Consider the following 21377-nt stretch of genomic DNA (forward strand, 5'->3'; position numbering starts at 1 on the left):
CATGTTCCGACCCCTGGCGACACTGAGCCTGGCCATCGCCCTGAGCCTGGCCGGCTGCGATGGTAAAAGCGTGCAGCAGGCCAACACGGGCGCCCCGGCGCAGCCGCAGCATGGCGGCGTGCTGCGGGTGGCGTTCGACGGCGACCCCAACTGCATCGACCCGCAACAGGCGGGCAACAACACCGCCCTCAACGTTGGCCGGCAACTGGTGGACTCGCTGACCGACCAAGACCCGCAGACCGCCGAGATCGTGCCCTGGCTGGCCGAGCGCTGGGAAGTCAGCGACGATTCGCGCCAGTTCATCTTTCACCTGCGTGAAGGGGTGACCTTCAGCGACGGCAGCGTGCTGGACGCCGCAGCGGTCAAGGCCAATTTCGAGGCCATCGTCGCCCTCGGTGCCCAGGCACAACTGGCCAGCACTTACTTGGCTGGCCTTGAAACCGTCGAAGTCATTGGGCCGCTGAGCGTGCGCATCCGCTTCAAACAGGCCAACGCGCAGTTCCTTCAGGCGACCTCGACCATGAGCCTGGGGCTGCTGGCACCCAGTACCCTGGCACGTAGCGCCGAACAACGCTGTCAGGGCGCCTTGGTGGGCTCCGGGCCATTCAACGTAAAAAGCTTCGAGCACAACCGCCTGGTGCGCATCGAGGCCCGCGCCGATTACGCCTGGCCGTCTTCGCTGGCCGAACACAAGGGCCGTGCCTGGCTGGAGGCTATCGAGTTTCACATCCTGCCCGAGTCCGGTGTGCGCCTGGGCAGCCTGCTGTCCGGGCAAATCGACGTGAACACCAGCGTGCCGGTACAGGACGAAGCGGTGCTGCAGGCCCAGGGTATTGCGTCCATCGCGCGGTCCAACCCAGGCATCGTCTTCAACCTGACGCCCAACGAGTCCCGCCCGCCGCTGGACGATGCCAAGGTGCGTCAGGCACTGAACAAGGCGATCGACCGCAGCCAGTTCAAGGGCGTGATCTCCCGCTACCAGAAACCAGCAAGTTCCGTGCTCGCCAGTAGCACGCCCTACTACCAGGACCTAAGCGCGGTGCTCGCCTACGACCCACAAGGTGCCGGCCAATTGCTGGACAGCGCCGGCTGGCACAAGGGCGCCGACGGTTGGCGGCAGCGTGAAGGCAAGCGCTTGAGCTTTGCCCTCGACTACTGGCAGGCCAGCACACCGGTGCTGGAATTGGTACAGCAGCAACTGCGCCAGGCCGGCATCGAGCTGCGCCTGAACAAGTCCACCATCGGCCAAGTCAGCCTGCTGCAGGCATCGCTGAACTACGAACTGTGGTTCTTCAACCTGACCCGCGCCGACCCGGACGTGCTGCGCACGGTGTTCCTCGCCAGCGGGCGCAACGTCAACGTGCGAGGCCCGCTGGCACTGGACCAGACCCTGATCGATTCGGCCGCCAGCCTCGATGTGCAAAGGCGCGGAGCGTTGATCCACCAGGCCAGCCGCGAGCTGCTCGAGCAGGGCCACGTGATCCCGCTGGTCGAGGCCGCTACGGTCACGGCGTTCCGCGATGCGGTGCGCGGCCTGCATTACGAGGCCTCGACCCGCTTGCAGTTCTACGACACCTGGCTGGCACAGCCGGGGAGTCACTGACCGATGAACGCCCTGAACCATCACCCCGCGCACCTGTGGCGCCTGGCCCAGTCACTGCTGGTGCTGTGGGCAGCGTTTAGCCTGTCGTTTGCCATCCTTTATGGGCTGCCCGGTGACCCGGTAGCGATCCTGCTGGCGCAAAGCGGCGAACCGGGCTCGGCAGACCCGGTCAAGGTCGCTGAGCTGCGCGCTCGCTATCACCTCGACGGCAGCCTCTGGCAGCAGTACACCGGTGCCCTGTGGCGGTTGCTGCAGCTAGACCTGGGTACTTCGCTGCAGACCGGCAAGCCGGTCAACGCAGCCCTTGCAGCGGCATTGCCGGCCACGCTGGCGTTGGCCTTGACGGCGCTTGGCCTGGCGCTGCCACTGGGCATCTGCCTAGCGCTCGCGGCCCATCGCGTGCGCCAGCGACCGTTGCAGAGCGTGCTGCACAATGCCCCCGCTGTGGTGGTGTCGCTGCCGACCTTCTGGGTCGGGCTGGTGCTGCTGCAACTGTTTTCCTTTCAACTGCACTGGCTGCCGGCCATGGGTGGGCAAGGCTTGGCCAGCCTGGTTCTGCCGGCCGTGACCTTGGCCCTGCCGTGCGCGGCGATGATCGCCCAGGTGCTTGGCCGCTCGATCGTCACGGTCAGCCAACAGCCCTTTGTTCAGGCCCTGCGCAGCAAGGGTGTCGGGCCATGGCGGCTGCTTGGCGGGCATATTCTGCACAACGCAGCGATCCCCTTGCTGAGCCTGGCCGGCACCCTGCTGGGCAATCTGCTGGCCGGCGCGGTGGTGACTGAAACCGTGTTCTCCCGTGATGGCATCGGGCGCTTGGCCCAAGGTGCTGTTGCCAGCCAGGACATCGCTGTGGTCCAGGGCGTAGTACTGCTGGCCGCCGCCTTGTACGTGCTGACCAACGTGCTGACCGACCTGGCCTACCCGTTGCTCGACCCCCGTATCCGCCAAGGAAGCCGCCTATGATCCTGCAACCTGCCTACCGCCTGGCACGCCCGGTGCGCTGGCCCAGCCTGCCACTGACGCTGAGCGTGGCCTTGTTCATCGTGGTGCTGGGCTGGGCCTTCTGGCCGAACCTGTTCAGCAGCGCCGACCCGCTGCTGGCTGACCCACGCCAGGCCCTGCAAGCCCCCTCCGCCGACCACTGGTTCGGCACGGACCACCTGGGCCGCGACCTGTATGCGCGTTGTGTGCATGGCGCGGCACTGTCGCTGCAGGCCACCAGCATCGCGGTACTGATCGCCCTGGTTGCCGGCAGCCTGCTGGGGGGCATTGCCGGCTGGTTCGGTGGCGTCGCCGACCGGCTGCTGGCGATGGGGGTGGAAGTCCTGATGGCGATTCCTGCCTTGTTGTTGGCGATGGCCATCGTCACCGCCCTGGGTTTCGGCACGCTGGAAATCGCCCTCGCCGTGGGGCTTTCCTCGGTGGCGATGTTCGCCCGCCTCGCCCGTGGCGAAGTCTTGCGCTGGCGCCGCCGCAGCTTTGTCGAAGCGGCGCAGGTGGCCGGGGTTGGCAGTTGGACCAACCTTTGCCGCCACGTGCTGCCACATGCCGCGGGGCCGTTGCTGGCCCTGGCCGCACTGGAATTCGCCAGCGCTGTGCTGGCCGTCTCGGCGCTTAGCTTTCTGGGTTTCGGCGCGCCGCCGCCCCAGCCGGAATGGGGCTTGCTGATCGCCGAGGGGCGCAACTACATGGTCGTCGCCTGGTGGTACACCACCTTGCCTGGCCTGGTGGTGGCCGCAGTGGTCCTGGCCACTCAACAACTGGCGCGCAGCCTGCAACAACTTCAAGGAGCAGCGTGATGAGTTCGCCATTGGTTCGTATCCGCCAGTTCCGCGTCGACTACCCCGGCAGCCAACAACCCGCCGTACAGGCGTTGGACCTGGAGATTGGCGCGGGCGAAATCGTCTGCCTGGTCGGCGAGTCCGGCTCAGGCAAGTCCACCACCGCTGCCGCCCTGGCGGGTCTGCTGCCGGCTACAGCACGGCAAAACGGCCAACTGTGGCTACAGGGCCAGGCACTCGACACCTTCAATGAGCGCGACTGGCAAACCCGTCGTGGCCGGCTGGTCGGCTTCGTGCCACAAGACCCAGGTACGTCGCTGGACCCGGTCAAGACCATCGGCGCCCAGGTAATCGAAGCCATGACCGTGCATGGCGTAGCGCACAGTGAAGCCCATGCCAAGGCGCTGGTCTTGCTACAGCAAGTTGGCCTCAAGGCACCTGAGCAACTGCTGCGGTGCTACCCCCATCAGTTGTCGGGCGGCATGTGCCAGCGGGTATTGATCGCCATCGCCCTGGCCAATGACCCGCCGCTGCTGATCGCCGACGAGCCCACCAGTGCCCTCGACGTAAGTGTCCAGCGGCAGATCCTCGACCGTTTGCAGCATTTGGTGCGCGCGCGCGGCAGCAGCCTGTTACTGATCACCCATGACTTGGCGGTGGCGCTGGACCGGGCCGACCGTATTCTGGTCATGCGCCACGGCCAACTGCTCGAAAGCGGCACGCCCGAACACCTGTGGCATACCCCCAGCCACCCCTACACCCGCCAGTTGCTCAATGCCTCACCCTTGGCACGGTTGCAGCAGCGTCGTACCCGCCCGGCCGATCACCCTGCGGCGCCCTTGCTGCAGGTCACTGGGCTGCAGCGGCGCTTCAACCGCCAGGGGCCGGCGGCGGTGGCGGATGTCAGTTTCAGCCTGCCTCGTGGCAGCACTACCAGCCTGGTTGGCGAGTCGGGCTCTGGCAAGTCCACCACGGCGCGCATCATCCTGGCCCTAGAGCAGGCCGACGCAGGCAGCGTGTTGTTTGATGGCGAGCAGGTGCTTGGCGCAGGGCGCAAGCAGTTGCAGGCCTATCGGCGCCGGGTGCAGTTGGTCTACCAGAACCCTTGGGCTGCACTCGACCCGCGGCACAACCTGCTGGACATCATCAGTGAGCCGCTGCGCGCCTTCGCCATCGGCAACCGGCGCGATGATCGCCAGCGGGTGGTCGAGCTGCTGGAGCGTGTCGGGCTACCTGCCGACTTGCTGCAGCGGCGCCCTGGCCAGTTGTCCGGTGGGCAACGGCAACGGGTCGCCATCGCCCGTGCGCTGGCCGCCGAGCCGGAACTGTTGGTACTGGATGAGCCGCTGTCAGCGCTGGACGCACCGGTGCAGGCGCAAGTGCTGGAGCTGTTGCAGACCTTGCAACGCGACCTGGGCCTGACCTATCTGTTCGTGTCCCACGACCTTGCCACGGTACGCGGCATCAGCGACCAGGTGCTGGTGATGAGCCAGGGCAGGCTTGTGGACCAAGGGCCTACCGAGCAGGTATTCGAGCAACCAGCGAGTGAGTACACACGCCGCTTGCTGGCGGATATGCCAGGGTGGCGAGGCCTGCAGCCGGCCCCACTACCCTTGCCTACCCGTCATGCGCGATCCGGGTAGGAGCAGCCTTGTGCTGCGAAGAGGCCAGTGGCAGCAGCGAAGATTAACGGTGTCTTCACCGGCCTCTTCGCAGCGCAAGGCTGCTCCTACCTGGAGTTTCCAATGATCAACGAGGACCATTGATCCCTACTTCGCGCCATCCAGCCCCATCTGCCAGAAATCGGCCTCCAGGCTCGACGCCTGGCCAAAGATCCCTGCCAGCTCCTCGAAGCGTTGTTCGGTCATGCTCCGCGCGGCCAGTTCATCCAGGTGCTTGCGGGCATTGGCCGCCACCTGCTGATACCCTTCCCCGGCATACTCAGCGATCCACTCACGGTAAGGGTGATCGCTCAGGTCACCAATCCGCTCAGCCAACGTCCGGCCAATTTCCGCATAGCCGATCACACAGGGCGCCAACGCCACATGCAGCTCCAGCAAATCGCCGGCGGCGCCGCAGTCGAGCACATAGCGGGTGTACGCCACCGTGGCCTGGTGCTCGGGTGCGGCCTGGATATCAGCCTGGGTCAGCCCCCAACGCGCGCACAGGCGCAGGTGCAGTTCGGTTTCGTCGAGAATCGCCGCGAGGCCCGCCTGGGCGGCGCGGATGTCGGCCGGCAAGCGGCTCTTGTAAGCGGCCAGGGCCCAGGCGCGGGCGAATTGGATCAGAAACAGGTAGTCCTGCACCAGGTACGTCCGAAACGCCGCCTCGCTCAGCGTGCCTTCGCCCATCTGCTGCACGAAATCATGCTCGACATAGCGGTGCCACTCGCCCGTGGTGGCGGCCTTGAGGCGATCGAAAATATCCATGCTCACGCCTCCCCCTCGTAAACCGCATCGAAGAAGGCCAGCTCCAAGGCCACGGTACGCAGGTAGAAATCGGTGCTCAGCTCGGCTTCCTGCGGCCCAACGCGGTCCAGTTCGGCCTGCAGGAAGGCGACGAACGCCTGGAACGCCGGGTTGTCGTGCAAGGTGATCCATTCGGCATGCACGAAGTGTTCAGGCAAGGGTTTCGGCGCCTTGAGCGCCCAGTCCAGGTACAACCCTTCGGCGACATTCAATACTGCCAACGCGGCGGCGTACGAGCGGGTGGCGGCCGCTTCACGCATGATCGCCTTGAAGCCTGCGGTCGGCGCAGTGTCTGCGGCCTCTGCGCGTTGCGCCGGGCTGACGTCCAGCGCCTCGAAGGCGCGCAGGAAATAGGTGTTTTCATCGCTGGAGATCATGCCGGCGAACTGGCCGAAGCGCAGGCGTGCCTCGAAGGTGTCCGCGGTGGCGATCGCAGCGCCGAGCAGGGTCAGGAAGCTGTCGAGAAAGCGGTGGTCCTGCACCAGGTAGCGGACCATGATCGGGTCCGGCAGGCTGCCGTCGCACAGTTGGCTAACGAAGCGGTGCCCGATGGCCGCCGACCAGGTCGGCTCGCTCTGACGGCGCAGGGTTTGCGTGAAACGTTCGGTCATGATGCTGTCCTCTGCAGGGGGTGACAGCGAGACCGTTGAAGCTGGCATGGACTGGCCTCGCAGTGAGGCCGGCAAAAAGGCAGGTTTCATGTCCCATCCCTTCGCCGGCATGATCCGGATCAGGTTCGAAGGGTCACCGCGCTGCAACGCTCAGCGGTTTCTCAGCCCGTTGCCGGGCTCCCCTTGGTGGCCCACAGGTATACAGCAGGTAGGAAGGTGCTGTCACGCCCCAAACTCTGGGCCTTGGGTGACCCGCTTGTGGGTACAGGTCCCCAGCCTGGCACGCCATTATTTAGCGCGACTCAGGTTTTTAAAGGATTTGTTTAACAAAGCATTACCGCAACATCTGTTGGCACAGCCGTTGCTCAGGCCCTGTTACTAGGCAAAACGCCATTGATGGCCCCAAGCCATAACGCCGCGAGCGAGGCACCAGGCAATGAAAACACCTGCCGTGAGTCACCCAACCAGGCACACATTCAAACTGTCTGCCGTCACCGTGCTGATGCTCAGCCTTGGGCTGAACCCGGCAATCGCGTCTTCCCTCGATGACGTCGGCCAGCCCCCGCCGACCGACCCCTCGGCCTACACCGACCAGCCGGACGACCCAAACCCGGCGTTGCTCAACCTGTACACCTTGCCGGAAGCCAACGAAGGCTCGTTGGAGCTCACCGATGGTGCCTACGGTGACCGTTCGACCGTGCGCCAGGACAACGTACTGCCGCCCGCCCTGCAAACCTCTGATAAATACCCCACCAACGGCAAGCCCAGCCCGCTGTTCGGTGCGCGGCCGTTCACCCAGCAACTGCTGCTGTTCGAAGAGTTCGGCCCGGAAAAGCTCGACCCCAGCATCCCGGCACCGGACCTGACCTTTCCTGTACCGACCCTGGGCGCGGCCCCCGCACAAGATCCCAATGTGGTCGCCCGCAGCGGCCCCAGTGGCACCGCCCTGGAAGCGTTCCTCAAACAACCAGGCTTATACCCATTCCCCACCCAGTATTCCAACGTGCTCGACCGCAACCCGTGGAAGGCGCAGATCGAGATGTTTCTCAACCGCCACCCGGTCGGCTCGCCGGCTGAAGGCCGCCCCCCAGGAAAAGGCTGGTCCCATCAGCGTTGGAACGAGTTCTACCCTCAGGCTGCGTTCAAGACCGCCCAAGCTGGCGCACGCATCAACCTAGGGTTGCGTGACCGCAAGCAAATGCACAACTATGCGGTCGGCGAGTTCGCGCCGGGCGGGCTGTACTACCAGACCTCGGACATCCCCACCACGTTGGGCACCACCAAGGGCATCGACACCCGCTTCCACCCAAGTTTCCCTCTACAAAACCACAAATCGCTGTGGACCTTCGACGGCACCTTTCCGCCCAAGCTGCTGATGGTCCGCTATGGTCAGCCGATCTTGATGCGCCATTACAACGCCTTGCCGATCGACCCGTCGGCCAACGGCGGCTTTGGCCTGCACACCATCTCGACCCACGAGCACAACGGCCACTCCCCGGCCGAAAGCGATGGCTTTGCCAACGCCTACTTCTTCCCCGGCCAGTACTACGACTACCGGTGGCCGGTGCAGTTGGCCGGTTACGACACCATCAACACCCGCGCCCAGGACCCGCGCGCGGCGTTCCCCTGCTCACCGGGCGAAACGCTGTACGTCAACGACACCTCGCCGGGCCTTAAAACCTGCGAAAACGGCAGCATCAAGATTCGTGGCGACTGGCGCGAAACCATGAGTACCCATTGGTTCCACGACCACATGATGGATTTCACGGCGCAGAACGTCTACAAAGGCAACGCCGTGATGATGAACTACTACAGCGCCCTGGACCGCGGCAACGAGGCCCTGCAGGATGGCGTCAACCTGCGCTTCCCCAGTGGTTCGGCCATGCCGTGGGGCAACCGCGACTACGACGTCAACCTGGTGATTGCCGACAAAGCCTGGGATGCCAACGGCCAATTGTGGTTCAACCCGTTCAACACCGACGGCTTCCTCGGCGACCAGATCCTGGTCAACTGGCAGTACCAACCCAAGCTGAAAGTACGGGCGCGCAGCTACCGTTTCCGCATCCTCAATGGGTCGGTGTCGCGCTACTTCAAATTTGCCGTGGTGCGTGAAATCGCTGGCAGCAGCGGCGAATTCAAGGGGCCGACTGGCTCCAATGTGTCGTATGCCCGCGTGCCGTTCCACATGATCGCCAACGACGGCAACATCATGGAACATGCCGTGCCATTCGACGGCACCCTGGACCTCAACGGTGACGGTGACCTCAAGGACAACAACGGCATTCTGCCGCTGCAAGCCATCGCCGAGCGTTACGACATCATCATCAACTTCGCCAAGAACGGCATCAAGGCAGGCGACAAGCTGTACTTCGTCAACCTGATGGAACACCAGTCAGGCAAGGGCCCGAACCAGGCTATTTCGCTGGCGGACGTGCTGTCGGAGAAATACAAGGCGGTCATCAAGCAGACCAGCAAGGGCCCGCAGTGGGACCAAGGCGACCCGGTGGTGGGCAAGTTCCTGCAACTGTTGGTGCAACCCTACAGCGGCCAGGACCTGAGCATGGACCCAGTCGCTTATGAACCTGCCAAGCCGGGCAAGGCCGCAGGCCTGAAGATGATCCCGCTGACCCTCGACCGCAACGCTGTGGCTGACCAGGCCAAGCTCAAGGATGCCCGCCACCGCGAGTTCATCTTCGGCCGTTCAGACGGCACCGACACCGACCCTTGGACCATCAAGACCGATGGCGGCTTCGGCTACAGCATGGACCCACGTCGCATCAACGCAGCGCCGCAACTGGCCAGCGAAGCCACCCAAGGCGGCTTTAGCGGCGACGGCACCCTGGAAGTGTGGAAGATCAAGAACGGCGGCAACGGCTGGAGCCACCCGGTGCATGTGCACTTCGAGGAAGGCATCGTGCTCAGCCGCGACGGCAAGGCACCGCCAGAGTGGGAAAAGTGGGCGCGTAAGGACGTCTATCGCATCGGGCCGGATGCCGATTCGTCGGAAGAAGTGGAAATGGCCATCCGCTTCCGCGAGTTTGCCGGCACCTATATGGAGCACTGCCACAACACCCAGCACGAAGACTCGTCGATGCTGCTGCGCTGGGACCTGGAGCACCCTGGCCAGTTCCAGGTGATGCCAACCCCGTTGCCGGGTTGGGACGGTGTGGAATACGTCGCTTCTGTAGGCCTGCCGACCTTCCGCACGTCGGGCCACAATGATAACGACGATACCAACAAGCCACCGGTTGCGGTCAACGACAGTGCTGCCACCACGGCCGGCAAGGCGATCACGCTCAATGTGCTGGCCAATGACACCGACCCCGAGCGCAACCTGCCCTTGACCGTCATTGGCCTCAGCCAGCCGGATTCGGGCATGGGTACCACCAGCACCGACGGCACCACGGTGACCTACACCCCACCGGCCACCGTCGCCACACCGTTCACCGCCAGCTTCAACTACTCGGCGCGCGACGCCAAGGGTGCCGAGTCGGTCGCCCCGGCGGCGGTCAGCATCGCGGTGAGCCCGGCAGTACCGGTCGACAACATCCAGGTCAGCAGTGCCTCGGTGCAAGTGCGCAGCGGCAATCGCTACACCTGGGCGCTGGCGGGCACCACCTCGGTGGCTACCGGCAATGCCATCAACGTGACGGTGGCCACCACCAGCGGGCCGTTGAACCTGGGTGCTGCCACGCTGACCGCGGCCACCACAGGTGCCCGTTGGAGGTTGTCGGCCACCACTACCGGCAACGGGCCAGCAACACCGGCGACAGCGACCGTGACGTCGACGCTGGGGCAAAGCGTGACAGCGCCAATCAGCATCAAGTAGGCAAATCAGCTGTAGGAGCAGCCTTGTGCTGCGAAGAGGCCAGTGACAACACAATGCAATTTCGGTGCTTTCACTGGCCTTTTCGCAGCGCAAGGCTGCTCCTACAACGGTTTGTGTAGGATCTTTTACGGAGGACGACTTCATGACTGGCTCATGGCGTGTTCTGCTCGTGCTGTCGCTGTTCGCTGCCAGCATCCCGTTCTGGCCCGTGCAACCCCGGCAAGCCCCTCCCCAAGAAACCGCCACCCCCTGGGGCGCCGACTACTTCCCCAATACCCCCCTGCTGACCCAGGACGGTGAAAAAGTGCACTTCTTCGATGACCTGATCAAAGACAAGGTCGTCGCCATCAACTTCATTTTCACCGGCTGCTCCGACTCCTGCCCAGTGGAAACCGCGCGCCTGCGCCAGGTGCAAAAGATTCTCGGTGACCGGGTCGGCAAGGACATATTCCTCTACTCCATCAGCATCGACCCCTACAACGACACGCCGGCCACCCTCAAACGTTACGCCGAAAAATTCGCCATTGGGCCTGGCTGGACCTTGCTTACCGGCGAGCCTGCCGACATCGAGCAATTGCGCAGAAGCTTGGGCCTGTACATTGAAGGCCTGGAAAACGGTCGCTCCAAAGACCACAACCTGAGCCTGATCATCGGCAACCAGGCCACCGGCCGCTGGATGAAAGCCTCGCCCTTCGAGAGCCCCTACATCCTCGCCGACCGCCTGGGCAACAGCTTGCACAACTGGAAGCAAGCCAGCGCCATGGCCAACGACTACGCCCATGCGCCGGAAGTCCGCTCGCCCAGCAGCGGCGAGCAGATCTTCCGCACCCGCTGCTCTTCCTGCCATACCCTGGGCGACGCCGAGCCAGGCGTGCAACGGGGCATCGGCCCCGACCTGTTAGGCGTGACCCGGCAACGCGATGCCCGCTGGCTGAGCCGCTGGCTGAAAGAGCCAGATCAGATGCTTGCGCAAAAAGACCCACTGGCGATGCTGCTGTACGAGCAATACAACCGCCTGGCGATGCCCAACATGCGCCTGGGCGATGCCGAGGTCGCTGCGCTGATGACCTACATCGAAGAAGAAACCACACGCTTGCAGACGCCTTTGGCGGATACAGCGAAACCTTGATGGCAAATAATCTTACCGTCATCAACCTACTTATACCGCTGCACGGCCCGCAACTAATTAGATTTCCGTAGCCTTTTCGCTTTGGCCAATACTGATTGCCAGATGCCCTTGCGGACAGGCACTTCAACAATAAAGCCCAACTTGTGCCATTCTATATTTCCAGATGAACCCTGCATTTTACCTTCGATCACTAACTTGCGAGCCAACTTAGTTTGCTCAACACTTAATTTTCCCACGGAGGTAGTCATAGAATCGTTCCACCTCAGCAACGCTGGGACCTGGGCTATTGCAATACCCTCTTTAGTCATTGTAAAACCGTAACGCCTGACGAGCGGCCCAAGTGGTTGATACAAAGCTGAGGAAGTTCCGGGAACGGGTGATTGCCTACCCATCTGTGCGGGGGGGATTGTTACGGGATCGGGTGATTGCCTACCCGTCTGTGCGAGGGGGCTTGCTACGGGACTGTTTGAAACAGCCGGCGAGGGCACTGGGGAGGTAGGTATGGCAGCAGGAGATGGCAGAGGATATAAACCCTCATCCCAACTAGCATCCCAACTAGGCGTCGAGAGCGGTGCGCCAATGGGGGAACTGGGAGGGTGGATTCTTTCTGGCGTATTCATTCCTCTGGGTTTCCCCGCGTGCCCCGAGGGATCCGTATAATTTACCGGATCGTTACTGCAGTAGATGTAGGCATTGAAACCGCCTGCACCGAAAGGGCTAAAAGAATCTGGCGTATAGAAGCGCATGAGGGATGGACTGTAAATGCGTGTGCCATTGCCTAATAGGTAAAGATGCTCCTGCAGGCGTTGTAGCTCCCCATTAAAGCCGAGTCTCGTACTGAGGGCATTGTTGTCATGCCCATAGGCTGTGTAGCGACAAGGTTCAAGTGGGTGAGCCGTATGATCGGACCGATCAAGTACCGAGTGGTTGCCATCACAAGCCAGTAATAACGTACGGCTTAAGGTCTCGTCATGCCGAAACTCAGCCAACGGCAGAGGTCCACTACGAACGAAAACAAACTTCCCCCTGGTGCTCATCACAACACTTGGGTGGCTGCCTTGATAAAAGTATTGTGTTTTGAGAACCATGCTGCCCACCGTCGACTGAACTGTATGCTTGAGCTTACCGCTGCCCTCCCTGAGAGGTAACTGGTAAATTTACCAGTCTTCAATCCTGGGAGCCGGATCAATTTGTCCATATACTGAATACCCAATATCATGGGGACGTTGGATGAGGATGAACGCAGCACCATGACCGACATCGAGCGCTACGTCCGCGCCGCCACCCGTGACAACACGCGGCGCAGCTACCAGGCTGCCATCGACCATTTCGAGACCCAATGGGGTGGCTTTCTGCCGGCCACCGCCGAGGGCGTGGCCCGTTACCTGGCCGACCACGCCGAGCAGCACGCGGTGAGCACTTTGCGTCAACGCCTCGCGGCCCTCAGCCAATGGCACATCAGCCAGGGCTTCCCCGACCCGACCAAGGCGCCGCTGGTGCGCCAGGTACTGCGCGGTATTCGCACCCTGCACCCGACACCGCCAAAACAGGCTGCACCGCTGTTGCTGCAACACCTGCAAACTGCCGTGCAATGCTTCGAGGACGAAGCCCGCCAGGCACGCGAATGCCATGACTTGACCACCCTGCGCCGAGCGCGTCGCGACACGGCGCTGCTGTTGCTGGGGTTTTGGCGAGGGTTTCGGGGGGATGAGCTGGCGCGCCTGCGCGTCGAGCACATCCAGGCTGAAGCCGGTGTCGGTATCACCTTGTTTCTGCCTCGCAGCAAGGGTGACCGCGAAGCGCTTGGCGTGCAGCACCGCACGCCGGCACTCAAGGCATTGTGCCCGGTCAGCGCTTACCTGCAGTGGATCGAAGTGGCTGGCATCGCCCATGGCCCAGTGTTTCGCAAGCTCGACCGCTGGGGCAACCTCAGCGACACGCCGCTCAACAGCAACAGCCTGGTCGGGCTGCTCCGGCGCATGCTGGAGCGTGCCGGGGTACCGGCGGCGTTATACACCGGCCACTCGCTGCGCCGTGGTTTCGCCACGTGGGCCACGGCCAATGGTTGGGAACTGAAGTCGTTGATGAGCTACGTGGGTTGGAAGGACGCCAAGTCAGCACTGCGCTACATCGACTCGGCGCAACGCTTTGGCGAGTTGGCCGTGTTACCGGCCAGCCAGGTGCACAACCTCATTCCTTGAAGGCGTGGCGCGCAATGCCGCCGATTTCCGGGCGAATTGCATAGAGGTCGCCGGCATCCGGGTAGTGCCGCAGCTCCACAGCGTTCATGCCGAACCGCGCGGTGGTGATATACAAGGTGGTCATCCCTTCACCGCCAAAGCAGCAACTGGTCGGGCGCGTCACCGGCATCACCACCTGGTCGGTCAGGTGGCCGTGACGGTCGTAACGCAGCAGGCAACTGCCATTGAACTGGCACACCCACAGCCCGCCTTCGCGGTCTAGCGCAATGCCGTCTGGGCGCCCCAGCTCGGCAGGCGTTTCGGCAAACAGCGTAACCTCGGTCAAGCGGCCTTCGGGCAGGTACACGGCGCGGTAGATGGCGCGGGCGACCGAGTCGACGAAGTAAACGCTGTGCCCGTCTTCCGACCAGGCCAGCCCGTTAGGCAGCGCCATGCCATCGTGGATCACCTGGTCGCTCAGTTCCGCGTCGAAACGGAACAAGGCGCCGGTCTTGCCACTTGGGGCTTCGTCCATCAGGCCGCTGACGAAACGGCCCTGGGGGTCGCAGGCACCATCGTTGAAACGGTAGGTGGAACGCGGGTGAACCGGCACGGAGTATTGCCGCACCTTGCGCGCGTTCACGTCCAGAATGGCGACACTGGAATCCTCGGTGAAGATTAGGTTGCCCTGGTCGGTCAGGGCCAGGGCGCCAATGCGTGCGGCCGACTCATACAGGCTTTCGACCTCGCCGTCCGGGTTCAACCGATTGATGCGCCCATCGGTGATATCGACGAAGTACAGCGCGCCGCTGCGCGCGTCCCAAACCGGGCTCTCGCCCAGGTCGGCGCGGGTGTTGGCGACCTTGACCGGTACGTAGTGGCATTCCTTGATGCGGCTCCAGCGTTCGGCCACTTCCTTGAAGTTGCCCGCCTGTACCCGCGCCAGGTCGCGTGGGTAGCTGACGCCGCTGTTCTCGGTGAAACGGGTGGCGGTGAACTGCCCGTTGCTGGCACGCAGGATGTAGCCCGTGTCGCGGCACAGCGAGCTGGCCAGGTACAACAACCCTGGGGTGACCCATTCGGGCTTGAGCTCTTCCGGTGCCTGGGTCACGCCCCACATGCGAGTCTTGGCCACGGGCGAGATGGCATTGACCAGGATGCCGTGCTCCATCCCTTCCATGCTCAAGGCGTTCATGATGCCGACCTGGGCCATCTTGCCGGCTGAATAGGCCACCAGCCCCGGCTGCGAATAGCGCTGGTACATGGCGCGGTCCGAGGTGGTCAGCACCACGCGCGGGGCGGCGGAATGCTTGAGGTACTTCCAGGCATGCTTGGCCAGCCACACCGGGGCGTGCACGCTGATGCCCAGCGCGCGCTGAAGAAAGGCTTCTTCCTGCGCTTCGATGCCCTGGTAATCGACCCAGCCTGCATTGTGAATGAGGATATCCAGTGCGCCAAACTGCGCGATGGCCAGCTCGATCAATTGTTGGCAGGCGCCTTCGTCTTCCAGTTGCCCGGCATGGGCGATCGCGTTGTAGCCCTTGGCCTGCAGGGCCGCGAGTGCCTGGGCCAGCGCCGACGGGTCCTCGCCCTGGCCTGCCCGGTCAGTCCCCAGGTCGCTGATGACCACGCGGGCGCCTCGCTCGGCCAGTGCCATGGCGTAAGCCAGGCCCAGCCCTTGAGCAGCACCGGTGATGATCGCGACTTTGTTCTTGAATGGGTCTGTGATTGGCATTGCAGGGCACCTTCGATTCTCCTTTTTTACGATAACAATAAAAAAATCAATGACTTAATATTAAAAGCATGCAACTTTGATATCTCAGGGATATCACCGAGGCTTTGTCACTCGGTGGCCACGCACTATGATGGCCGCCTTGCAGGGGGGGCGCCTGCCAGGCACCCCGGCAAGTCGATGAAGGAACATAGAATGATCGAGACACGTTTGCTCAGGCAGTTCATCGCCGTGGCCGAAGAACTGCACTTCCACAAGGCCGCCATCCGCCTGCACATGGCGCAGCCGCCCCTGAGCCAAGCGATCAACCGCCTTGAAGAAAAGCTCGGCTTCAGCCTGTTTCTGCGCAACAAGCGCGGGGTCAAGCTGACTGCCGCTGGCATGGCCTTTCTGGAAACCGCCTACCGCACGCTCAAAGAGCTGGAGCAAGGCATCGAGTACGCGCGCAATGTCTCGGAAGGGATCTGCGGCAAGCTGACCATCACGGCCATCTCCATTGCGTATTACGAGTCGCTGCTCACGACCTTGCGCAGGTTCCGCGAGGTCTACCCGAATGTACGCCTGACCATCCGCGAGATGCCCTCAGCCTCGCAGGCCAAGGCCTTGATGGCCGGCGAAGCCGACATCGGTTTCATGCGCAAGCTGCCGATGCCGCCCGATACCATCGAGTCGCGGCTGTTGCTCAACGAGCAGATCATCATGGCCCTGCCCGCCAACCACGCCAGGGCCCATCAGCCGCTGGTCGACCTGCGCGACTTTGCCGAAGAGGACTTCGTCTTCACCCCGCAAGCCCTGGGCAGTGGCTACCACAGCCAGTTGATCGCCCTGTGCGAATCGGCCGGTTTCTACCCCAAGGTGGTGCAGGAGGCGGCGCAGATCCACACCCTGATCGGCCTGGTCGCCTGTGGCTTCGGCGTGGCCCTGGTGCCGGAATCGATCGCTTACTCGACGCTGCGTGAGCGCGTGCAATTCCGCCCGATCCGCCCGATCAAGGACCAGCCCACCCCAACCATGGGCCTGTACATGAACTGGAACATCCAGAACGCTTCGCCGGCCCTGGGCAGTTTCATCGCCATGCTCGACCAGGGCGCGCCGAAGCGCTTCAGCGACACCCTGCAGAACCCTCTGATCCTGTAGCCCTACACCGTCAACCGGTACTCACGTAGCCAGGTGTCCAGCGCCAGGGCCGTCTCCAGGTTGTTACGCCGCAGTTGCGAGTTGAAATAGCCCTCGGGCTGGCGCAACTCGGCGGCCAGCCGACCATGGTCGATGACCTGGAACACGGGCCTGTCTGGCGCCTTCAGCAACTGCCGAATGCGCTCGCGCAGAAAGCGCTCATAGGCCAGGTTCGCCGACGTTGGGTACGGGCTTTTGCGCCGTTGCAACACCGCAGGCGGAACCCGGTCGGCGCCGGCCTGCTTGAGCAGCCATTTTTCCTCGCCATCCTTGCCCTTGATCGACCACGGCACGTTGTACACGTACTCCACCAGTGAATGATCAGTGAACGGCACCCGCACCTCAAGGCTCGCGGCCATGCTCAGGCGGTCCTTGCGGTCGAGCAGAATCGGCAGCCAGCGCTGCAGGTGCATGTGGCAGATTTCGCGCATGCGCCGTTCCTGCGGGCTGTCCCCTGACAGATGCTCGACGCTGTCCAGGGCCTGGTGATAACAGCTGTCCTGATACTGGGCAAAATCGCAGGCCCGGTTGAACTCAGGGTTGATCAGCTCGGGCTGCAGCAGTTGCATGCGCGACAGCCAAGGGAAGCGCGATGCGGCCACGGCCTGCGGGTCGCGGAACCAGGCGTAGCCCCCAAACACTTCATCTGCCGCCTCACCGGAGATGGCCACCGTGGAATGCGCGCGGATCGCCTTGAACAACAGGTACAACGAGGTGTCTACGTCGCCGAAGGTGGCCGCGCTGTCGTTGGCGCGATACACCGCCAGGCGGGCCGGGTCCGACACCAACTCCCGGTTGTCGATGAGGATGGTCTGGTGCCGGCTGCCAATATACTGGGCCGCCGCCAGGGCATAAGGCTGGTCACGTTCGGGGCGAAACGCATCACCCTGAAACTGCTCGGCCTGGCCGACGAAATCCACCGAGAACGAATTCACCGCCCCGCCCTGCTCGGCCACTAACCGCTGTTGCGCCATGGCGGTCAGCAGGGTCGAGTCCAGGCCACCGGACAGCAGCGAGCAAACCGGCACATCAGCATGCAACTGCTCGCCCAAGGCATTGTCGAGCAGCTCGCGGGTGTGTTCGACCGTGGTCGTCAGGTCGTCCTGATGCTCACGGCGTTGCAACTGCCAGTAGCGGCTGATCTTCACCTGCCCCTGGGGCCGCCAGGACAAACGATGCCCCGGCGGCAATTCGCTGACCCCGCGAAAGGCCGTGCGGGTGGTGCCGCGGGACAGGCTCAAGGCATCCACCAGGCCGACCGCGTCCAGGGTGCTGGCAACCTCGGGGTGAGCAAGAATCGCCTTGATCTCAGAGCCGAACAGCAGCCCCTGCTGGTGACGGGCATAGTACAGCGGCTTGACCCCCAAGCGGTCACGCACCAGCAGAAAGTGGCCATCGCGCCCATCGAACACGGCGAAGGCGAACATGCCATTGAGATGGTCGCAGCACAGCTCGCCCCACTCCAGGTAGGCGTGCAGCACCACCTCGGTGTCGCTGCGTGTTTTAAACACATGCCCGGCCTGGCGCAACCGCTCGCGCAGAGCATGGTGGTTATAGACCTCGCCGGTGTACACCAGTACGACTTCCTCACCCGTGGCGAAGCGGTAGGTCATGGGCTGCACGCCACCGCTCAGGTCGATGATGGCCAGGCGCCGATGCCCCAGCAAGGCGTTGCGGTGCTGCCAGCTGCCGCTGGCATCCGGCCCGCGCAAGGCCAGGGTATCGGTCATGGCGCCGAGCACCTGGCGCTGTTGCGCGAGGTCGCGGGTGTAGTCCACCCAGCCTGTAATTCCGCACATGGTTCGCCCCTTACACCTGAAGACGACGGGTAGGCAGCAGGCCGATCAACGCCTGCACACGTTTGGCGATGTCCAGCAACTGTTGCTCGCTGTCGCGTCGGCCCATGATCTGTATCGCCAGGGGCGCCTTGCCGTCAGCGCTGAGGGCGATCGGCACGGTAATCGCCGGCAGGCCGCTGAAACTGGCCAGAGGGGTGAAACCGATTTTCTGGGCGTAGTCGTGATCGTCCGGAGACGGAATGGTCGAATCACCTGGTTGTGGGCTACGCCGGTCGAAGGGCCGGTTCGGGTCCATCGGGAAAATAACGACATCCACCTGGGCGGCCTCGAACCAGGCATCGATACCCGCCCGCACGGCGTCCATGCGGGCATGAATGCGCGAGTAGTCGCTGTCGCTTACCCCTTCACCCACCTTGAGCGCGCTAAGCGTTGACCAATGCAGTTCGCAGTCGAAGCGCCGCGCCCAGGCCGCAGATGCCAGCCAAGCGTCGCGCGCGCACAGCTGCCAAGCATCGCCACGGCAGGCCCACAGGTCGGGCATGGCCACTTCACGCGGGGCCATGCCCAGGTCGGCCAGTGCAATACGGGCCTGGCTCAACATGTCGAGCATTGGTGCGCTGGTCAGCGCAGGGTCGAGCGCGTGTTCAAGCACGCCGACACGGTACTGCTGCTTGAGCGGCTGCTGATCGCCCAGCAACGGCCCCAAGCCCAGCATCGGCAGCAGCAGGGCAAGGTCGTCGGCGCTGCGAGTCACCCAACCCAAGGCGTCCATGCGTGGCGACAGCGGGAATACACCGGCCAGGCTGGCGGCCTTGTGGGTCATGCGCAGGCCGACCATGCCACAGTGGGACGCCGGCCAACGCACCGAGCCCAGCACATCGGTACCCAACGAGATGTCGCACAGGCCTGCAGCCACGGAAACCGCAGAACCGGTGCTGGAACCCGATGGGTCGATGGTCGGGAAATGCGGGTTGCGGCAGCCTGCGCCGAACGCGATGTTCAGCTCGGTGGTCGCCACCTTGCTGGTCAGCGCGATACGCGGGTCGAGGTGGCTCAGCGCCTCGGCGCTGCGTTGCGGGTAGTGACGGTAGCTGCGCAGCCCCAGGCGGGTCGGCAGGCCGGCGACGTCCACGGTGTCCTTCACCCCCAGCCGGACCCACGGCGCTTCGGCTGGGCGGGTGCTGGTCAGGCAGCGATAGTGGCTGTCGGCGTGATCGCGCCACGCCTCATACTGTGCAGCCCAATCAGCCGCCAGCGCAGGGCTGCGTTCCAGCAGTTCGAGGCGCTTGCGCAGGCTTAGGCCGAGGTATTCGGGCTGTTCGCGGCCACTGGCCAGCGGCGCACCGCAGTGGTTCAGGTAATGGGCGATGGTGCCCTGGGTATCAGCGTGGCTCATGGGTGTAGTCCTTGACAGTGGATGAGGCGGCCCACGGTTGGGGCTTGCCAGTGGCAGACAGCGGCAGGTGTGCGACCCGGCGCACGGCGACCGGTCGCGGGTGGTGCGCAGGCCAGTGCTTGAGCGCTTCGCGCACGGCCTGTTCGGTTAACGTTGGCGAACTGAACAGCACTTCGAACGCTTCGGCGCGCAACCCATCGCGCACCGCTACGCAGGCCAGGGCCGGGCATTGCAGGCGTTGGCCGAGTTCGCTGGCCAGGCGCGCCAGGTCGAGCCGAACCCCGTTGACCTTGATCAGGCTGCTGGCCCGGCCCAGCCATTGAAAGCGTCGCGCGTCCAATGGCAGTACCAGGTCATCGCAACGATGATGGTGTGCCGGGGTTGCAGCGCCCTGCTCCCGCGCGATGCGTGGGCTGCTGACGTCCAGCGGGCCGGCTGCGCCGATCGGGCTTAGCAACTCGACATCGCTCAGCAGCGTCCACAGTTGCTCTGCGGTACTCTGCGCATCCAGCGCGCGATAGGCCATGGCGCCGGTTTCGGTGGCACCCAGCAGCTCGATGAAGCGCACCTGCGGCCCTGCGAAGCGGTGCACGGTGGCCAATGCGTCCGGTGGCAACAGCGATGCGCTGTGCACCACCAGTACTGAACGCCGTGCTGACAGGCGCGCCAGCAGTGCAGGCAAGAGCCGCCAGGTGCTGGCAATGGCGAGGATCACACAGGGCCCGTCGCCATCGAGTTGCGGTAAAAGCTGCTGTTCCAGCGAGCAGGCCTGTAACCGCGCGCTCAGCCATTGCGCACCGACCTCGCCCAGGATCATCCCGTAGCTGTGGCAACTCGGCGCGAATGACAGAATCTCGGTCGCGTCAGCCGCCCAGCGGCCGAGAATCAGCGCGGCCTCGTCGACCATCTGCGCGTGGCTGCGTAGCCAGTGGCGTGGCGCGCCGGTGGAGCCCGACGTGGTGAACAGATGATCGCCGCTCACGGGGTGGCCTGCAGGGTCAATTGGTCTTCGCGTTTCTGGGCGACGAACTGCTCCATCTTTTCCAGTGTTTCAAACCAGTAGCGAACGTCGTCACTCAGGTAATCCACTTCGATGGCGAAACAGGCTTCAATGGCGGTGATGACTTCGACGGCCATCAGGCTGTCGAAGCGTTCGCCTAGAAAATCGCGGAAGCTGTCACGCTTATCGATGGCGTTGACCTCGTCGCCGAGTAGTTGCGCCAGTGCCTGACGAATCTGCTGCTCAATAGAAAGGTTGCTCACGCGCCTGGTTTTCCTTGTTGATGGTGGGCATTGATCAATGCCGTTCCCGCGCTGTAGAACACGTGTTCTGGCAGGATCGGATCAAACTGCAAATAGATGAAAGCGTTCGGGTAGTGACTGACCAGGCAACGGTGCAGGCCTTCGGCCAAGGCCGCATGGGCCAGCCCGTCGCGCGCCACCGACAGGGTGATGCGCAGGTAGAACTGCAACGCCACGCCGCTGCCATCCACGGTCGGCAACGGCATGCCGGCGCTGAACACGCACCCCGGTTCCAGCGGATTGAAAAACACCATGCAGTGCGCGGTATCGGCGCCCTGCGCTTTCAGCAGGCGGGTGAACGCCAGGGCCAGGCGCTTGCGCTCGATGGGCTGCAGTGGTGCGCAGGTAACAGTAATGGTTGGCATGCCTGC

17 protein-coding genes, 2 pseudogenes and 1 riboswitch are annotated in these 21377 nt (G+C 63.5%); of the genes and pseudogenes, 8 read left to right on the forward strand and 11 right to left on the reverse strand.

Going from position 1 to position 21377, the window contains the following annotated elements; genetic code table 11:
• The first annotated feature begins 1 nt into the window (after window position 1).
• Genes HU764_RS12670 through HU764_RS12685 form a run of 4 tightly spaced genes read left to right on the forward strand, consistent with a single transcriptional unit; the run spans window position 2 to window position 5027 of the window.
• Entirely contained in the window at window positions 2-1603 is a 1602-nt protein-coding gene (locus tag HU764_RS12670) for an ABC transporter substrate-binding protein (protein ID WP_186702892.1), read from the forward strand.
• 3 nt (window positions 1604-1606) lie between these two features.
• Entirely contained in the window at window positions 1607-2566 is a 960-nt protein-coding gene (locus tag HU764_RS12675; protein ID WP_186681613.1) for an ABC transporter permease, read from the forward strand.
• Entirely contained in the window at window positions 2563-3402 is an 840-nt protein-coding gene (locus HU764_RS12680; protein WP_186702893.1) for an ABC transporter permease, read from the forward strand. Before HU764_RS12675 ends, HU764_RS12680 begins: the two co-directional genes overlap by 4 nt.
• Window positions 3402-5027 carry a dipeptide ABC transporter ATP-binding protein gene (locus tag HU764_RS12685; RefSeq protein WP_186702894.1) on the forward strand — a complete coding sequence of 542 codons (1626 nt, stop codon included), beginning with the start codon at window positions 3402-3404 and terminating at the stop codon, window positions 5025-5027. Before HU764_RS12680 ends, HU764_RS12685 begins: the two co-directional genes overlap by 1 nt.
• Window positions 5028-5153: 126 nt before the next feature.
• On the opposite strand, the gene tenA is transcribed toward HU764_RS12685, so the two are convergent.
• Both tenA and HU764_RS12695 read right to left on the reverse strand, forming a co-directional pair.
• Window positions 5154-5813, reverse strand: coding sequence for a thiaminase II (tenA, locus tag HU764_RS12690; protein WP_186702895.1), 660 nt, complete (start codon window positions 5811-5813; stop codon window positions 5154-5156).
• A gap of 2 nt (window positions 5814-5815) precedes the next feature.
• Entirely contained in the window at window positions 5816-6463 is a 648-nt protein-coding gene (locus HU764_RS12695) for a TenA family protein (RefSeq protein ID WP_027595398.1), read from the reverse strand.
• Window positions 6464-6542: 79 nt separating this feature from the next.
• A riboswitch (TPP riboswitch) is annotated at window positions 6543-6657 on the reverse strand.
• A 242-nt stretch (window positions 6658-6899) separates the two neighbouring features.
• On the opposite strand from HU764_RS12695, the gene HU764_RS12700 reads away from it, so the two are divergent.
• Together HU764_RS12700 and HU764_RS12705 are read left to right on the forward strand one after the other, a co-directional pair.
• On the forward strand, window positions 6900-10292 hold the full coding sequence (locus tag HU764_RS12700) for an Ig-like domain-containing protein (RefSeq protein ID WP_186702896.1): 3393 nt from the start codon (window positions 6900-6902) through the stop codon (window positions 10290-10292).
• A gap of 142 nt (window positions 10293-10434) precedes the next feature.
• Complete coding sequence (locus tag HU764_RS12705; protein ID WP_186702897.1) at window positions 10435-11421, forward strand: SCO family protein; 987 nt, start codon at window positions 10435-10437, stop codon at window positions 11419-11421.
• Window positions 11422-11474: 53 nt separating this feature from the next.
• On the opposite strand, the gene HU764_RS27670 is transcribed toward HU764_RS12705, so the two are convergent.
• Window positions 11475-11669, reverse strand: a complete 195-nt coding sequence (locus tag HU764_RS27670; protein ID WP_225935773.1) for a hypothetical protein — start codon at window positions 11667-11669, stop codon at window positions 11475-11477.
• Between the two features lie 402 nt (window positions 11670-12071).
• Window positions 12072-12509 (reverse strand): annotated as a pseudogene (locus HU764_RS27675) (RHS repeat-associated core domain-containing protein); the annotation flags it as partial.
• 129 nt (window positions 12510-12638) lie between these two features.
• On the opposite strand from HU764_RS27675, the gene HU764_RS12715 reads away from it, so the two are divergent.
• Window positions 12639-13622, forward strand: coding sequence for a site-specific integrase (locus tag HU764_RS12715; protein WP_202885423.1), 984 nt, complete (start codon window positions 12639-12641; stop codon window positions 13620-13622).
• On the opposite strand, the gene HU764_RS27955 is transcribed toward HU764_RS12715, so the two are convergent.
• On the reverse strand, window positions 13612-14664 hold the full coding sequence (locus HU764_RS27955; RefSeq protein WP_420876201.1) for an SMP-30/gluconolactonase/LRE family protein: 1053 nt from the start codon (window positions 14662-14664) through the stop codon (window positions 13612-13614). The two genes, HU764_RS12715 and HU764_RS27955, sit on opposite strands and share 11 nt — an antisense overlap.
• Window positions 14665-14688: 24 nt before the next feature.
• Window positions 14689-15336: pseudogene (locus HU764_RS27960) on the reverse strand (SDR family NAD(P)-dependent oxidoreductase); the annotation flags it as partial.
• A gap of 192 nt (window positions 15337-15528) precedes the next feature.
• Here HU764_RS27960 and HU764_RS12725 point away from each other — a divergent pair.
• A complete protein-coding gene (locus HU764_RS12725) occupies window positions 15529-16470 on the forward strand; it encodes a LysR family transcriptional regulator (RefSeq protein ID WP_027595404.1) in 942 nt (313 codons plus the stop codon).
• Window positions 16471-16472: 2 nt separating this feature from the next.
• On the opposite strand, the gene asnB is transcribed toward HU764_RS12725, so the two are convergent.
• Genes asnB through HU764_RS12750 form a run of 5 tightly spaced genes read right to left on the reverse strand, consistent with a single transcriptional unit; the run spans window position 16473 to window position 21371 of the window.
• Window positions 16473-18308, reverse strand: a complete 1836-nt coding sequence (gene asnB / locus HU764_RS12730) for an asparagine synthase (glutamine-hydrolyzing) (protein ID WP_186702900.1) — start codon at window positions 18306-18308, stop codon at window positions 16473-16475.
• A gap of 10 nt (window positions 18309-18318) precedes the next feature.
• Window positions 18319-19704 (reverse strand): amidase, encoded by a 1386-nt coding sequence (locus HU764_RS12735; protein ID WP_186702901.1) that lies wholly within the window; start codon window positions 19702-19704, stop codon window positions 18319-18321.
• Entirely contained in the window at window positions 19691-20686 is a 996-nt protein-coding gene (locus tag HU764_RS12740) for an AMP-binding protein (protein ID WP_186702902.1), read from the reverse strand. The genes HU764_RS12735 and HU764_RS12740 overlap by 14 nt, the downstream gene beginning before the upstream one ends.
• On the reverse strand, window positions 20683-20967 hold the full coding sequence (locus HU764_RS12745) for an acyl carrier protein (protein WP_027595408.1): 285 nt from the start codon (window positions 20965-20967) through the stop codon (window positions 20683-20685). Before HU764_RS12745 ends, HU764_RS12740 begins: the two co-directional genes overlap by 4 nt.
• Window positions 20964-21371 (reverse strand): hypothetical protein, encoded by a 408-nt coding sequence (locus tag HU764_RS12750; protein ID WP_186702903.1) that lies wholly within the window; start codon window positions 21369-21371, stop codon window positions 20964-20966. The genes HU764_RS12745 and HU764_RS12750 overlap by 4 nt, the downstream gene beginning before the upstream one ends.
• Window positions 21372-21377 lie beyond the last annotated feature (6 nt).

This window comes from Pseudomonas kermanshahensis, assembly GCF_014269205.2.
Classification (GTDB): Bacteria; Pseudomonadota; Gammaproteobacteria; order Pseudomonadales; family Pseudomonadaceae; genus Aquipseudomonas; species Aquipseudomonas kermanshahensis.